Raw genomic sequence first — 14,441 nt, 5'->3', positions numbered from 1 at the left:
GCAGGCGCTTCTTGTTTATAGAATCAGAATTGAATGAATCTTATTCTTCTTTCTTTTCAGGTTTCATTTGAGGGAAGAACAACACATCTTGTATAGAATGCGAGTTCGTCATGATCATGCTCAGGCGGTCTATACCTATACCCAAACCAGCTGTTGGTGGCATACCATATTCCAGGGCACGCAGAAAGTCTTCATCCAGCACCATGGCCTCTGTGTCTCCACGCTTGCCTAACTCCAACTGCTCCTCAAAACGTGCACGCTGATCTATTGGGTCATTCAGCTCAGAGAATGCATTACAGATTTCTTTACCATTACAGATCGCTTCAAAACGCTCTACCAGTCCGGGCTTGCTGCGGTGCTTTTTGGCCAGCGGGCTCATTTCTACAGGATAATCTGTAATAAAAGTAGGCTGAATAAGATATGGCTCACAGGTTTCACCGAAGATCTCATCGATAATTTTTCCTTTACCTAACTTAGGATCAATATTAATACCTAGCTTGGTCGCTGTCTGGCGTAGTTCCGGCTCATCCATTTCAGAGATATCAATCTTAGTGAAATGCTCAATGGCCTCGAACATAGTGAAACGCTTCCAGGGGCGCTGGAAGTTTATAACGTTCTCACCAACCTGTACCTCTGTAGTGCCATGTAAGTCTAAAGCAACTTTCTCTACCATTGCTTCTACTAGGTCCATCATCCAGTTATAATCTTTGTAGGCTACATATAGTTCTACCTGCGTAAACTCAGGGTTATGGAAGCGGCTCATGCCTTCGTTACGGAAGTCTTTCGCAAACTCGAATACACCGTCGAAACCACCTACTATCAAACGCTTCAGGTACAGCTCATTGGCAATACGCAGGTACAGCGTCATGTCTAAGGTGTTGTGGTGTGTTTTAAAAGGACGTGCAGCAGCGCCGCCATATAATGGCTGTAGAATCGGTGTCTCTACCTCCAGATAACCTTTGTTGCTCAAGAAGCTGCGCATGGAGTTAACCAGTTGCGTACGCTTCTTGAATGTTTCGCGCACATTAGGGTTTACCACCAGGTCTACGTAGCGCTGGCGGTAACGCAGTTCAGGATCGTTGAAAGCATCGTATACATGCTCTACGCCGTTTTCATCTACCTCACGCTTTACGATAGGCAATGGCTTCAGCGACTTTGTTAACAACTTCAGTTCTGTTACGTGCACCGAAATTTCGCCTACTTGTGTTACGAAAGCATATCCTTTTATACCAATAAAGTCACCGATGTCCAGCATTTTCTTGAACACGGTGTTGTACATGGTTTTATCTTCGTCAGGAGCTATGTCGTCGCGCGACACGTAGATCTGGATACGTCCTGTGCTGTCCATTAACTCAGCAAAAGAGGCTTTACCCATTACACGGCGGCTCATCAGGCGGCCAGCAAGGCTTACTTCCTGATAGTTGTTCTTTTCCTTATCGAAATTTTCCTTTATCTCCTTGGCAGTGGCAGTAACTTCAAATAGCTCTGATGGATATGGGTTGATGCCCATTTTTTCGAGCTCTTCGCGCTCGTGGCGTCTGCGTAGTTCCTGTTCGCTCAGTTGCATGCGTTCTGTACTATAAGTGATAGTTTAAATCAAACTACAAAATTGCTAAATAGTTAGCAGCTTTGAAAGCTATTTTTAAGACGCTAGCAATAAGGAGGCTCTCTTCTGACTTTGGGGCGAGAGTTGTGCTGAATGATCAACCTTGTATTATTCACTTATTAAAACAAAAAGCCCTTGCAGGTAAATTATGCAAGGGCTAAATCAAAGGAAAAAAAGAATACTTATGCTGCTGCTCCCATGCTGTAGTTGTTGTCCTGCAGTAAAGGCCTGGTCTGCTCTTCTAACCTTGTTTTTACAAAAGAACCTTGTAAATGCGGCGGTAAAGCGTTAACAAATCCCTCATACTGTTGTAAACCCATCGCCTGTGCTACATAACTTTCGTGTGTGTTGTTCAGGTAGCTTACAATTTCCAGCAGTGATTCATGGAACAGCTTAAAATCAATTTCAGCTTGCACAAAGCGTTCTATCTCTCTGTGTGATGAGGAGATACGCAATCGTGCCATCAAATCAAATATAGTAGTATAGCCTAAGCGCCAGGTTATCTGTTGCCAGTGCTGGGGTCCGAATTTTTGCAACACTTCATTATTGCGACTGCTTCGGATAGCCGTGACAGGGTTTGCCTGTACCTGTTGCCTAATTACTTTAGCCTTTTGGCGGCGTGTTGTGCGTAAAAACTGGCCTATCTGTGCCTGTGCTTCCAGTTCTTTGCCAGCTATCTGCAAACTTGGTTTGTAATGTGCTAAAGGCAGGCGGCGGATGTTAAAATCGTCGTAATGGCCGGCAGCATAAAAACCTACGGCTTGTGGGTAAGCATTCTTTACCACCAAGCGACCTGCTTCACGCAGTATGAGTGCTTCGTTATTAGAATTTACTCCTCTGGTATATAAAAAAGCTTGTAGACTAGCAAATACAGTATAAAATGCTTGCGGAAATGTCCAGTGCAGAGCATTGCGCATATAAGCTTCATCACCTAATTCAGCTGTAGCTCTTAAAGCATATTCAGTGCTCCAGCAATTGAGCAGTAGTCTCTTTACAGCCTCTACATCCTGTTCGCTCAGTGCTGGCTTTACCTCTCCGAAAAATGCCAGCTGATCTAAGCTATTGTTATCGTTCTGCTTTATGTGGTAATTGATTGCAAAAAAGTAGTTAAGAAACACCTGTGCCGGAATAGACTTTTGCCACTCTTTGCCCAGTTGTTTTTGCTCTTCTGGATAGATGGAATACACGTTTTCTTCTGCTTGCTCTTTCATGTAAATACAACATTCAGAGGACATTATCAGTTGCAAAAAAGGCTTTAAAAATGATCTTTTTATTGAATTAAAATTATTGATTATCAACAAGTTGTAAATTTCCTTTTAAGAAGAGGAAGCCTAGGTTAAGTACTAGTAAGGCAACGTGTATTCGGTTCTGATTCTTAAGAAGTTAAGGCGGGTAAAGCTCAACTTTAGGAGCAGTTTGGTAGTTAAACAGATAGTCTCAACTATATATAACAACATTATACTCTCGATATCATCTATGGAGCTTTCTTACATTATAAACAAACTGGGAGAGGAGCGGAACACTATTATAATGCTGTAGCACCACCTGTTGTACAAACCAGCAACTTTGCCTGCAAAGCGGTAGCTGACATGCGCTATAATATGCAGCATGTTGGCTTGAAAGATCCTGAATTCCTGATAAAGGACCTGGAAAAGGCGTTAGAGAAAATTTAAATATTTTTTCTGAAAGCTTCTGAGTGTTTCGTTAAACCTTTAGAGCATTTGAAGGTACAATTATTACAAATGAAATAACAACTTATACTATGGCCATAACAGACAGACCAGATATCTTCAATAATGTTCATGCAGCCACGCTTATAGCAGCAGGCTTAACAAGTTATTTTTTGAATGAAAGCAGGCCTAAAACAGCGCTTATACCTCCGGCTGTAGGAGGTTCCCTTTTATTTCTAACTCTTGGTATAAAATCAGGAAACCGAACTAGTGCTCATGTAGCAGTGGGTGTAACTACCTTATTAACCGGCATGACAGCACGTATGTTAACACAGGCAGTGTCACCAAGTTCGGAGGCAAAGCAGAAGTTTACCAAAGAGGTACTCAACCGAAGAGCCACCGTATTTGGCCTGATGACAGTAACCGGCGTTACAGCACTTGGTGTTTACGTAGCTGGCTTCATAGCTAAACAAAAGTAAAAGGACCGTTTATTTCACTTTGGCTTAACGTCCCGTGTACACCATGTGCGAGGCCATCAGCCGGAGCATAAGATATACACAGGACGTTATTCTTCTTTTTCTTCGGAGTTATTGGAAGCATAAGTATTAATTAGTTCTCTACACTTCCTAAGAATATCAGCTTTAAATTTCCTGTTGGTTTCGTCAAACTCTTTCTCAAATTCAATGAGTTTTTCAATATTCCATTGGAGCCTTTCTGTTCCAACAGGTAAATCATCAACATTTAAATCATAGTCTCGAAAGATGCTCACATCTACATCATCAGTCTTTTTATAAGGTTCTAACCAGCTAATGATTTGATTCATTTTATAAACTCCTAAAGGTATAGCCACTTGATTGGAAATAACGGCTCTTGCATTAGATACCATTTTGTTAATGAACCTTTGCCTTTCCTTTTCTTCTAGAGTCATTCGAAATTTCTATGATTGTAATGCAGCCCAACTATTCGGAAACGTGAACATACAGTTATTGGCACTATGTGCGAAGGTGGGTTTGACCATTTTCCTTCTGGTTTTGGGGCAGCAACAATCATTTTATGCGTTCTCATTATAATATCTTGCTAAAGAAATATAGTAATTATATAGAATCTCCATCATCCTTTACTTTTAATTAGGCTCTATAGTCATAAAAGTTGCAAATGATATTTTTGTAGTGGCTTAACAGGAATTGCACTACAGCGAATGTGCCTTTCATTCATTTAGGAGCTGACTCATTCATTCTAATAGTAGTGATAGAGTTCCTTGAAAGGCAACCTGTAAAAGGGAACTGACAAATCGAAAGATAATTAAAAGCCAGCAGCAGCATCATCGCCACGCGGGTCTGCTCCGCCTTCCAACTTACCATCCGGTAAAACCAGAATGGCATCTACACGGCCAAAAGGTCCTCGTTCCTGTAACTTGTATCCTTTCTGCTGTAGCTCATTTTTTACTTCGGCAGATGATATGGCATTAGGGTCGTATTGAATTTCATCCGGTAACCACTGGTGATGGAATCGTGGAGCTGCTACGGCTTCCTGCATGCTCATATCATGCTCTGTTACGTTTAGTATTACCTGGAACACAGAGGTGATAATAGTAGAGCCGCCAGGGGTGCCAACTACCATATACAGTTTACCATCTTTCTCTAAAATGGTAGGCGTCATAGAGCTAAGCATGCGTTTGCCTGGCTCAACAGCGTTGGCTTTGCCTCCTATCAGGCCAAACATATTCGGAACGCCCGGCTTTATACTAAAGTCATCCATCTCGTTGTTAAGCAGAAACCCTGCACCCTCTACCATTACCTTTGAGCCATAACTGCCATTAAGGGTGGTGGTAATAGATACAGCATTGCCAAATTGGTCTATTATGCTAAAGTGCGTTGTCTGGTCTGATTCATAGACGAGCAAATCGCCTGCTTTAATTGTTGCAGATGGTGTTGCTTTATCAAAAGTAAAAGAAGTCATTCTCTCTTTCAGATAAGTTGGGTCTAGCAACTGTTCTACAGGCACCTTCACAAAGTCAGGATCGCCTAAATATGTGGCACGGTCTGCGTACACGCGGCGCTCAGCCTCGGTTAATACTTGAACAGTTTTCGTGCTTTGCCAGCCATACTCTTTCAGGTCATAAGGTTCTACCATGTTTAAGAGTTGTAGCAAGGCCACTCCACCACTGGAAGGAGGCGACATAGAGATAATTGTGTAGTCTTTGTACTTGCCCTTTACTGGCTGTCGCCAAACAGAATTGTAATTTCTTAAGTCTTTATGAGTGATAATACCGCCACCTTTCTGCATTTCCTTTACGAACAGATCAGCTGTTTCCCCGGCATAAAATCCTTCACGGCCTTTGTCTCGGATGCGTTCCAGGGTGCGGGCAAGGTCTGGGTGGCGCAGCGTATCGCCTGTCTGCCAGGGCTCTTGTCGAACTAAGTAAGGCAGGTGCTTATTATTCTCTATAAACCTCTCTCTGGCGCTGTTTAAACCATTTGCTTCTTTTTCGGTAAGCACTACCCCACGTTTGGCCAAGTCAATAGCAGGTTGCACTAACTCTGCGAAAGGCAGGGAGCCTAATTTCTGATGTATCTTTACCATGCCATCTACAGAGCCTGGTACGCCAACAGCTAAATGCCCTGCGGTACTTAATCCTTCGATTACATTGCCTGCCGAATCCTGATACATAGTTTCTGTGGCAGATGCAGGAGCCATTTCACGGTAGTCGAGTGCCCCGGTTTCTCCGGAATGATGGCGATAAACCATAAAGCCGCCGCCGCCAATATTACCAGCCGCAGGATGTGTTACAGCTAAGGCAAACTGTGTGGCAATGGCGGCATCATAAGCGTTTCCTCCTTTTTTAAGGACTTCCATGCTTATGCGGGAAGCATCCGGATGTGCTGATACGACCATTGCTTTTTCGGCGGTAAGGCCTCTGGCAGATGGTGCTGAGGTTTTGCTACCTGAGGTACTACAGTTGCTTAACAGTAGCGGCAATAAGGCCAGCAATAAAAGCCATATTCTTGTATTATGTGCAAGAGAATGCTTTCCTGAATGAGAGAAGTTTATCATAAGCAGAAACTTTATGGAAGATTTATAAAAGGTAATATACAAAAAAAGCGTCGGTTATATATAACCGACGCTTTCTAATACATTTTAAAGTAACTTCTATTGCTTTATATCTTTGCTGATGATAGCTACTGCTTCTTCAACATAAATATCTTTTTTAAGGCTTTTTAAGAACTCTTTACTGCGGGCAACTGAAGCAGTGTCCTGGCCCATTGCCTGTAGGTCCTGAGGCAGTCTGGAAACCTGCAGTGCATGAACTTCTTTCTGTGCTTCCTCAAAGCGTCTATTTGTTTCTTCCGCTTTCTGCTCTTCTTCCATGTACTTGGCTAATTTTAGTGAACGGGTTGTATTATCCGCCTGCTTTTTTAGTCTCTCTCCACTTTCTTTTACAAGCTGAAAGCTCTTGTTCTGGGCTATGCGGCTACGGCTGCTCGTCTGTATCTGAGATATATTCAGCTTATTCCATGGCTTGTAATTAGCTGGAGCAATTTCGTCGAATGGAAGCGGGTAATCCTGCTCTTTCTCCCCAAAGTCTAAGAAACTGTATGCATCCGGAAGAATAACATCTGGTGTAACACCACGAAGCTGGGTTGTGCCTCCATTTATGCGATAGAACTTCTGGGTAGTCAGTTTTAGTGCTCCAAAAGGCTTATAAGCATTAAATTGTGATGGTAGGGCATCATCCAGTTCGAAGAACTGCTGCACAGTACCTTTACCAAATGTTGGTGTTCCTACAATTACAGCACGCTTATAATCCTGCATTGCAGCTGCCAGAATTTCTGAGGCAGAAGCACTATTGGAGTTAACCAGAATTACCAGTGGGCCGGCATACTGCACCTGCGGATCGCGGTCGTCTAGCACTACTGCTTTTCCTGCTGCTGTTTTAACCTGCACGATAGGGCCTTTGTCAATAAACAGGCCTGCCATTTCAATAGCATCTGACAAGGAGCCGCCACCATTGTTACGTAAGTCAAGTACAATGCCTTCTACGCCGTCAGCCTTCAGTTTCTCTACTTCTTTCTTTACATCGGCACCACTAAAGCGCCCGTTCTTATTTTCGAAGTCAGCATAGAAACCAGGTAACTTAATGTAACCGATTTTTTTATCGCCATTAATCAAAGCAGACTGAGCGTATGTTTCGTCAATGATAACTACATCGCGCGTGATGGCAACTTCTCTGATAGAACCATCGGCCTTTTTAACTGTAAGGCGTGCTATTGTGCCTTTTTTACCTCTGATCAGTTGTACAGCATCATCAATGCGCATTCCTTCGATCAACACAGGCTCTTCATCGCCTTGTGCTACCTTCTGGATAACATCGCCGGGCTTCAGGTCACCTTGCAAATAAGAAGGGCCTCCAGGTACAATCTCCATTACTTTAATCTGGCCATCTTTCTCCTGTAGTGTGGCACCTATACCTTCTAATTTACCTGTAAAGGCAATATCGAAGTTAGATTTAGCTTTTGGTGGAAAATACTCTGTATGCGGATCATATACATTCGTGATAGAGTTGATATAAACCGCACGGCGGTCTTCACGATTGATCTGGCTTAAGCGCTTATAAAGGTCATCGTAAGATGACTTTACTTTCTCTCGGGCCTCTTTCTCCATCTGCTCAGGAGTTTTTTGCTCTACTTCTTCACCTTTAGTACTTGCAGAATCCTGTGTTTCTTTCATATCAGCTAAGCGTACCAATGTCTGGTATTTTAACTGCTTACGCCAAGCCTCTTTTAGCTCTGCTTTGTCTTTGGCAAAGGTTAACTTCTCACCGTCTAACTCTACACTTTCATCTTTGCTGAAGTCGAAGGGCTTATCAAGAATCTCTTTATAATATGCCGCAGATTCCTTAATGCGCTGGTCTATCAAATCTGTAGCAACATCAAAGTACTCATAAGAGCCTTGCTTAAGCTGATCGTCTACAGTTGTTTCGTATTTGCGCAACTGGTTAACGTCTGAAGCCAGTAAGTACTTTTTGTTATAATCCAGGCGGTCCAGATACAGGTTAAACACTTTCTTTGAGAAAGAGTCATCAAGCTTTTCAGGTTGGTAGTGGCCGGAGCTCAAGCCTTGCATTAAGGCTTTGATCAGGATTTCATTCTTACCTTCAGGTTCACTAGATACGTTGTTGTTGTAAAGTATGAACGAGCCTGTCAGCAGTATAACTGCGACTACCGACATTAGGATTTTTATTCGGGTTGTCAATGATAGCATCTATTTAATTATGTTAACTATAAAGGTATACGCAAAAGTAATGCCGTAGATTAAGGAAGCTTCTGCATACTTGTGAATAACATGTAATGTAGCGGAAAAAGTTGTCAAATCAATATATATGTTTTAAATCAAAATCAGTGATTGTGTATCTTTTTTTAAGGTTTATCGGTGTTTATATTATAGCTATAGCCTCCTTTTTTTGTTTTAATGAGGTGTAAGCGGTATAAAAGATGCTAAACAGCTGTAGAACTGCAGGTGCTTTACGGTACCTTACCTTGTTCGTAAACCCGAGAGTGGAAGGAGATTAGTAGGAGATAACCCTTTCTTGTTTATACCTGTATGTTTCAGAACGATATTAGTTTACGCGGAGCAGTTGATATTTAAGTACTATGAAAACAATCTTATTTTTTGGAAATAGCTTAACGGCTGGGTATGGGTTAATGGCCTCACAGGCCTATCCTTCTCTGATTCAGAAACAACTGGAGCAGGAGGGATATACCTATAAAGTAATAAATGCAGGTCTTAGCGGTGATACTACAGCCGGAGGAGTATACAGGATAGAAAGATGGCTGGAGCAGCCTATTGACATAATGGTATTGGCACTAGGTGCTAATGATGGCCTGAGAGGCATCCCCACACGCGAGACAACATATAACCTGCAGGAAATAATAGATAAGGTAAAACATAAATACCCGGATGTGAAGGTTATACTGGCAGGAATGGAGATACCAGACATTGTGCCAGGTCGTTATGCTGCAGAATTCAGAAAGCTGTTTCGGGAATTGGCTACCCAGAACAACGTGGTCTTTCTTCCTTTTTTATTGGAAGGGGTAGTAGGCATGCGGCATTTGAACCTCCCAGACGGTGTTCACCCAAATGCAGAGGGGCAAAAGGTGCTGGCCAAACACATATGGGGTGTGTTGAAAGACTTGCTATAAGAGCTTAAATATAAGGGCGAAGCAAAGCTTCGCCCTTATATTTAACAGTTAATCTTAATCCTGCTAATGGACTGTCGTTTAGTTGGAGTTATCATTTCGAATATTTCTTGATATGCCTCCATCACGGTTGTTAAGTTCAAAAGCCATCGACTCCGCAGCTTCCCTTTGTGCCTGTAGTTCCTTTAATGTGTTACGAGCCCATAAACTAAAAGCCGTAGCATTAGCCTCTTCTATATCGTTTAAGTTATCCTCGTAATGGCTTATAGCTTCTTTCTGTGCGTCTGTCACACTTTCCCAATATTCTGAATCAAACTCATTGGCATCAGCTTCCTGAATTTCCTTTATATGCTCCGTTTGTTCATCGTTCATAGATGTTGGTAATGATACATTGTACTGCTGTGCCAGCTCTTGTAGCTCGTTTTGTTTATTGGAGTACCAGTCAACTAGTTGCTGACCATACTCCTGTACATTGTCTGTACTGCCTTTAGAAACTGCTAACCTACCTAATTCTACCTGCAGCATGTTATTGCGTGCAGCAAACATCAGAAGTTCTTGCTTGTCCTCTGTAAGAGCAGAGTCCGGGGCTACCTGTGGTGTTCCATTTACAGCTTGTTGCTCATTGTTCTGTGTCTGAGTGTCTGAGTTGCAGGATGCAAACATAAGAGCACTAACAAAGCAAAAAGCACTTATCATGTATTTTTTCATAGTTTTAAGTATTGGTTTTCTATACCTATAAGCATACGAAACTACCGGAAATTGTTTGTCGGTGCCTGAAACTTGGCGGCGAGCTGTTGCTTTATAGAGGATAGACTTTAACAAAGGCTTTTAACTGGTTCAGCTATGCCTGATAAAAAAAGATAAGCCAGGCTTTCCGCAGAAAGCCTGGCTTATTAATAGAATAGTTGGTGGGAGCGAAAATTAATAGTAAACGTGCTCACCGCGGTTATTCTGGAAATGCTCTTCAAAATAGCGAGCATCCTCAGCACTTCGAGGCTTAAAGCCTAACACTATATTACCTTCTTTAACTCCGGATTCATATACCTTAGCACGTTCTTCTGGAATACCAGCACCTATCAGGGCACCTATTAAGCCACCAGTTAAACCACCGGCGCCAGCACCAGCTAGACCAGCTGCTAACGGACCAGCTACAATTAAGCCAAGGCCTGGAATTGCTACTGAAGTACCAATAGCGGCAATAGCGCCCACAATAGCACCTAGTGTACCACCAATAGCTGAACCAGCTCCGGTACCTTCTAAAGATTTATTTCCGAGTTCTGTTGTATCATCTGCGTCATCATCTGCGAAGTGGCGCTTACGAGCCTCATCAGACATTATGACATTTACATCGTCTTTATCATATCCGCGTGCTCTGATTTCATTGTAGGCGCGCTCAGCGCTATCTCTGTCACGGAACATTGCGGTTAGCATACCTGAATTATCTGTGTTATTCATCATAGTTTTTTTGTTTTGTTCAAAAGTAATCGGTCAAAAAAATGTGCTGCCTAAGCTGCTTAGACATTTTATTTATATTCTTTATTAACGATGATCAGATCGTAGAGTTACAGACTCGTTAATGTACTTTGTTTATTATCAGAGTATAGCTATATTTAGTTTGATCGAGCCTTGTACATTCCTTTCTTGTTGCGCTTGAATAAAAGTCAATACGTGTGCAAGTGCAGTAAGCCATTCTACTTTAAGTACATGAGTGTTCTACTAATCATTTACTGAGCTATGCTTATGCTATCATAAAAGCTTATTTCACATGCATTGATTTGATTCAGGAGCAACAAAAAAGCCTTTCAATACGAAAGGCTTTTTTGTTCTATACTAGCTTAGTTTGACTAAGCTGCGTACTTGCTTAGTAACGTATTGTGGTGTCATCAAAATTATCCGGATCGATAACTGAATCTACTATATGAATAATACCGTTAGACGTTTCCACATCTGACTTTACAATGGTAGCACCACCTACTGAAACGGAAGTACCATTCATATTTACATCAACAGGAATATACTTATCACCGCTTTCTATACGCTGTGTACTGTTAAATTCCATTGATGACACTTTAGATGGTAAGAAGTGAGCCTGAAGAACTTTCATAAGCTCAGCTTTATTATTAGGGTCCATCAAAAACGCATAACGTTCTTTAGATAAGTTCTGAAATGCTTCGTTTGTTGGGATGAACAACGTAAACTGTTGGTCGTTCTGTCTTAAGGCAGCATCCATACCTGTTTTTTCAACCAGGTCAACGAAAGTAGACAAGTTCGGGTTAGTTCTTGCTAAAGTAAGCACATCGTATTGTTCTGTATTCTCAATGTCATCAAACATGGCACCATAATCCACAGTTGAAGAGGAAGTGCTGCTATTCATATTCGCACTGGTATTAGAACTCATGCCAGTAGAAGTATTGGTGCTTGTGCCCATGTCTGTATCACCAGCCATAGCTTGGGTTTCGCTCATGGTTGTTCTGTCCATAGCGGTAGAGTTATCCATGTTTTCGTTAGAGCTTGCACAGCTAAACATGGTAAAGGCTACCACTGTCATAGCTGCAATTGGTTTTAGCATTATCTTTTTCATAAGTTTTCAATCTTAATTAAACAATCAGTAAGATGTTTTGTATCTTCACTTAGTATATTAAACTGATTATAACCAAAATTGTTAAGGTAATGTAACTATAAAGGTATTTAATGCTCTGTTATAATAGCTTCTTAGCTAAAACGTAAGTATGATTAACTAATTAATTATAAACCTTTACTACAAAAACGTAGTCTTTTAACTTTTTAAGTTGTTGTGGCCTGGTGTTGCCTGATAAATTGTTCTTTTTGGGGAGCGGGATAGGCCCGTCTGTAGCAGTTGAAGGCAGTTCACTGATCATCTGCAGCAGGTAAGCAGACTTAACTGCAAAGGCTGCGCCTTCCTGTCCTGCTTGTTTTCCGCTAATCACACCAATAAGATTACCTTTTTCGTCTAATAAAGGACCTCCGCTATTGCCAGGGTTAAGTGGTATAGAGATCTGATAAGAGGTTGTGTCACCCTCAAAGCCTGATGAAGAACTAAGAGAACCTTCTCCAAAAACAATGTCTTCGCGAGGGTACCCTAAGGTAAATACGCTTTCACCCAAATCAGATTCAGTGGTTTTAAAAGTAAAAGGAAGCCTGTCAAAGCCTGTAAAGGAGGTATCTATTATTTTCAGGATAGACAAATCGTGAATCTGATCACGGTACACTTCATCTACTTTAAACTTTAAACCGGCTTTATTTTCAATCATGATAGAATCGGCCCCTTCCACCACGTGAGAACTCGTTACAAGATAACCTTCAGAGCTAATGGCAAAACCGGTACCGCTAAATGCTGCAGGACGTGGAGCAGGTTTAGAAGCATCGTTGATACCATTGATGATAGCCGTCTGGTTTTTCTTCAGGCGCTCTACCTCGCGTCTGAGCTCTACATAATGGGCTGCCTGTTGCTTAACGGGGGCTTTTAGCTGTTGCACACTCCACAAAGTCCCAAAAACTGACAACAGCGATACACTGGCCGCTACAGTAATTGTCTGGACATGGCGGTTCCAGAAAACTTTCCAGACAGGAGTCGTTTCGGTAGCAGCCATTTCAATTTCCATGTCTTTATGAAAGACATTAAGTTTTTGTTTGAGTACCTCGCGTTGCCCCATCTTCTGCATTAACTGCATCATCTGCTTGTGTTCACGCACTTTTTCGGCAAGCCGCAAGTCGGTATGTAAAAGAGCTTCAAAAGCAGCATGTTCCGCTGCTTCCATATTTCCGTTCAGGTAGCGTTCAATCTGTTCGTAAACGCGATAGTCAATCATTTTCGTCTTCTCCTTGGCCAAAGGCCTTTCATACTGTGTAACCCTGTTATACCTCGGGCTTGTAGGTTGCGAAAAATATCTTCTTAAGACGTTGCAGGCACTTGTACTTTTGGTTTTTGGCAGTATCGGTATTGGTATAGCCAAATTTCTCTACAATATCCTGCATGTTTTGTAGTCGTATGTAGTAATCTTCCAGCAGTGTGCGGCAAGGCTCTCCGATTTCCTCTAATGCCGATGCCATTACGCCAAACTGCTTTTCCTGCTCTTCATGCCTTGATACATCATCTTCCAGCGGAAGGTAAGGTTCAGAGTCATCTATTTTATTAGCATAGCGCCCCTTTTCTGCTAGCCGTTTTAACCACAACCTTCTGCATACCGAGTACAGGTAAGTCTTTATCTGGCAACTGAGTTCCAGAGTATTATCTTTTATCTTTTCGTAGAAAACAATAACTCCCTCCTGATAAATGTCCTTTGCCTCATCATCAGTTCCACTGTTATTCAAGATAAAGTGCGATATCATAGGGTAATGGAGCTTGTACAGGTAAGCCAAGGCTCTTTCGTCATTATTCCGGATGCCTTCCATTATCGCCACATCCGTCTCATACAAGCTCTTCTTCATTCCGTTCATTTTTTAATACAAATAGTCGCACTTTGTAACCCACAAAACCTCTGGAAAAAATATTTTAATTTTTTTTTTAAAAGCCGGGTTACCTATGGCCGGTTTCGGTATGAACATCAAAATCGAAACCAATAACACTTACTTACAAACACAAAAATGAAAAATTTATTCAAATTCGCTATCGTTGCTTTTGCTTTCACTGCTTTCACTGCTTGCTCTAGCGAAAATACTACTGAAACTGAGGCTGTTGAAACTGAAGCTACTGAAGTAACAACTGAAGAAGAAGTTGCTCCTTTAGAAGAAACTGTAGTAGAAGATACTGCTGCTACTGATGCTACTGTTACTGACACTACTGCTGTAGTTCAGTAATCTTTTTTGGAACTACAGGCATCAACTTATAGTTCTACAGAATATTAAAAGGGCCTCAGGCATAATGCCTGAGGCCCTTTTGCGTTTTTCCGGTAGCTATTTAGATGGTACTAAATTTTGATAGCTAATTCAAGTTGCGATGTATAAACG

Annotated in this window: 13 protein-coding genes; 3 read left to right on the top strand and 10 right to left on the bottom strand. The window is 41.8% G+C overall.

From position 1 onward, the window contains the following. Positions 1 to 40: 40 nt before the first annotated feature. Together lysS and LN995_RS16640 are read right to left on the bottom strand one after the other, a co-directional pair. Entirely contained in the window at positions 41 to 1,567 is a 1,527-nt protein-coding gene (gene lysS, locus LN995_RS16645) for a lysine--tRNA ligase (RefSeq protein ID WP_229962216.1), read from the bottom strand. A 221-nt stretch (positions 1,568 to 1,788) separates the two neighbouring features. Continuing rightward, a complete protein-coding gene (locus LN995_RS16640) occupies positions 1,789 to 2,817 on the bottom strand; it encodes a helix-turn-helix domain-containing protein (RefSeq protein WP_229962215.1) in 1,029 nt (342 codons plus the stop codon). Positions 2,818 to 3,368: 551 nt separating this feature from the next. On the opposite strand from LN995_RS16640, the gene LN995_RS16635 reads away from it, so the two are divergent. Next, the gene (locus tag LN995_RS16635) at positions 3,369 to 3,755 is read left to right on the top strand and encodes a hypothetical protein (RefSeq protein ID WP_229962214.1); all 387 of its coding nucleotides are present in this window, start codon (positions 3,369 to 3,371) and stop codon (positions 3,753 to 3,755) included. Between the two features lie 86 nt (positions 3,756 to 3,841). Here the strand turns inward: LN995_RS16635 and LN995_RS16630 are convergent, their stop codons facing one another. The 3 genes from LN995_RS16630 to LN995_RS16620 form a co-directional block, all read right to left on the bottom strand. Further along, the gene (locus tag LN995_RS16630; RefSeq protein WP_229962213.1) at positions 3,842 to 4,204 is read right to left on the bottom strand and encodes a DUF2489 domain-containing protein; all 363 of its coding nucleotides are present in this window, start codon (positions 4,202 to 4,204) and stop codon (positions 3,842 to 3,844) included. 374 nt (positions 4,205 to 4,578) lie between these two features. After that, on the bottom strand, positions 4,579 to 6,330 hold the full coding sequence (ggt, locus tag LN995_RS16625) for a gamma-glutamyltransferase (RefSeq protein WP_377469084.1): 1,752 nt from the start codon (positions 6,328 to 6,330) through the stop codon (positions 4,579 to 4,581). 96 nt (positions 6,331 to 6,426) lie between these two features. Next, positions 6,427 to 8,505, bottom strand: coding sequence for a carboxy terminal-processing peptidase (locus tag LN995_RS16620; RefSeq protein ID WP_229962212.1), 2,079 nt, complete (start codon positions 8,503 to 8,505; stop codon positions 6,427 to 6,429). Between the two features lie 422 nt (positions 8,506 to 8,927). Here LN995_RS16620 and LN995_RS16615 point away from each other — a divergent pair, with 422 nt between their 5' ends. Beyond that, positions 8,928 to 9,476: an arylesterase gene (locus tag LN995_RS16615; protein WP_229962211.1), complete on the top strand. Its 549-nt coding sequence runs from the start codon at positions 8,928 to 8,930 to the stop codon at positions 9,474 to 9,476. A 78-nt stretch (positions 9,477 to 9,554) separates the two neighbouring features. On the opposite strand, the gene LN995_RS16610 is transcribed toward LN995_RS16615, so the two are convergent. From LN995_RS16610 to LN995_RS16590, 5 genes are all read right to left on the bottom strand, one after another. After that, complete coding sequence (locus LN995_RS16610; RefSeq protein WP_229962210.1) at positions 9,555 to 10,181, bottom strand: DUF4142 domain-containing protein; 627 nt, start codon at positions 10,179 to 10,181, stop codon at positions 9,555 to 9,557. A 213-nt stretch (positions 10,182 to 10,394) separates the two neighbouring features. Next, positions 10,395 to 10,928, bottom strand: a complete 534-nt coding sequence (locus LN995_RS16605; protein WP_229962279.1) for a hypothetical protein — start codon at positions 10,926 to 10,928, stop codon at positions 10,395 to 10,397. A gap of 406 nt (positions 10,929 to 11,334) precedes the next feature. After that, positions 11,335 to 12,054, bottom strand: coding sequence for a fasciclin domain-containing protein (locus LN995_RS16600; RefSeq protein WP_229962209.1), 720 nt, complete (start codon positions 12,052 to 12,054; stop codon positions 11,335 to 11,337). A 160-nt stretch (positions 12,055 to 12,214) separates the two neighbouring features. Further along, positions 12,215 to 13,324, bottom strand: coding sequence for a S1C family serine protease (locus tag LN995_RS16595; RefSeq protein ID WP_229962208.1), 1,110 nt, complete (start codon positions 13,322 to 13,324; stop codon positions 12,215 to 12,217). 25 nt (positions 13,325 to 13,349) lie between these two features. Then, positions 13,350 to 13,922 carry an RNA polymerase sigma factor gene (locus tag LN995_RS16590; protein ID WP_229962207.1) on the bottom strand — a complete coding sequence of 191 codons (573 nt, stop codon included), beginning with the start codon at positions 13,920 to 13,922 and terminating at the stop codon, positions 13,350 to 13,352. A 156-nt stretch (positions 13,923 to 14,078) separates the two neighbouring features. Between LN995_RS16590 and LN995_RS16585 the strand changes: the two genes are divergently transcribed. After that, on the top strand, positions 14,079 to 14,291 hold the full coding sequence (locus LN995_RS16585) for a hypothetical protein (RefSeq protein ID WP_229962206.1): 213 nt from the start codon (positions 14,079 to 14,081) through the stop codon (positions 14,289 to 14,291). Positions 14,292 to 14,441 lie beyond the last annotated feature (150 nt).

It is taken from the genome of Pontibacter silvestris, from assembly GCF_020907275.1.
GTDB lineage: Bacteria > Bacteroidota > Bacteroidia > Cytophagales > Hymenobacteraceae > Pontibacter > Pontibacter silvestris.
The sequence above is the reverse complement of the archived record's forward strand: the minus strand, read 5'-3'. Positions and strand labels throughout refer to the sequence as shown.